This is a genomic window from Moorena sp. SIO4E2 (genome assembly GCF_010671945.1).
In the GTDB taxonomy this organism is placed as follows: domain Bacteria; phylum Cyanobacteriota; class Cyanobacteriia; order Cyanobacteriales; family Coleofasciculaceae; genus Moorena; species Moorena producens.
In genome coordinates this window covers 1-1,249 of record NZ_JAAHIE010001301.1, presented here as the reverse complement: position 1 = coordinate 1,249, position 1,249 = coordinate 1, and the positions used below count along the sequence as shown (strand labels likewise).

At 41.1% G+C, this 1,249-nt stretch carries 1 protein-coding gene; it reads left to right on the top strand.

Features of this window, described 5'->3' with window-relative positions; genetic code table 11:
* On the top strand, positions 1 to 1,141 hold a 1,141-nt coding region (locus F6K37_RS43155; RefSeq protein ID WP_287257307.1), incomplete at its 5' end, for a group II intron reverse transcriptase.
* Positions 1,142 to 1,249 lie beyond the last annotated feature (108 nt).

The following is a 1,249-nucleotide window of genomic DNA, read 5'->3' as shown; positions in this document are numbered from 1 at the left end:
TAGGCCACGCTTCGCGAACGATAAAATCAACCATAATGCACTTCTCACAAAATTGAATACTTATCCATCCTTAAGACGATTAATCAAATCCTGGCTAAAAGCTGGTGTGATGGATAATGAGACATTCTCACCTACAGAAGAGGGCACTCCACAAGGCGGAGTCATATCTCCCCTTCTGGCAAATATAGCCCTTCACGGCATGGAAAAAAGGATTAAACAATTCGCAGAAACTATGAAGGGAAGTAAATCCAAAAATAGGAATGCATTAAATTTAATCCGATATGCAGATGACTTTGTCATAATGCATAAAGACCATTACGTGGTAGAAAAATGTCAAAGAATCATCAATACATGGTTGAATGACATGGGTTTGGAATTAAAATCAAGTAAGACCAGGATTACCCATACATTTGAAGGATTTGACTTCCTCGGATTCAATATCCGTCAATATCAAGTCGGTAAAAACCAGTCAAAACAAGGTTTTAAGACCATCATCAAACCATCTAAAGAAAAAGTTCTAGAGCATTACAGGCAGCTCGCCAAAGTTATCGAACAATACAGAGCTGCCCCGCAGACGGCTCTAATCAGCCGACTAAAACCCATTATAAGAGGATGGTGTAATTACTATAGTTCAGTCTGTAGTAAGGAAACCTTCAATACTTTAGGGCATATGCTATGGAAAAAACTCCGAAGATGGGGATATAGGAGGCATCCCAAGAAATCGAAATCCTGGGTAACCAAGAAATATTGGGGAACCATCGGGAAAGACAAATGGATGTTCATGACCGGGCAAGATAATTACTTGCCCAAACATGCCAAAATACCTATTGTTCGGCACAGAAAAGTCAAAGAAACCAGAAGTCCCTACGATGGCGATTTAATCTACTGGAGTACCAGAATGGGTAAACATCCCGAAACTACCATTCAGAAGGCAAAACTTTTGAAAAGGCAAAAAGGGAAGTGCTCCCACTGTGGTCTTACCTTTAGGGATAGAGACGAAATGGAAATGCATCACATCTTACCACGCGCTAATGGTGGAACTAACAAAGATGAAAATCTGGAATTACTACACCTTCATTGCCACGATGCCAAACACGGGACAAAAGTCAACGCCAAAGAGTTAGATGAAAACCCGTTTTAGAGGTACCAATGACAATGGTTCCGTTTGATGAGGAGCCGGATGAGGTGAAAGTCTCACGTCCGGTTTTGAAGACGAGTCAGTGGGGTGACTCACTGGCTTAGTTTAATA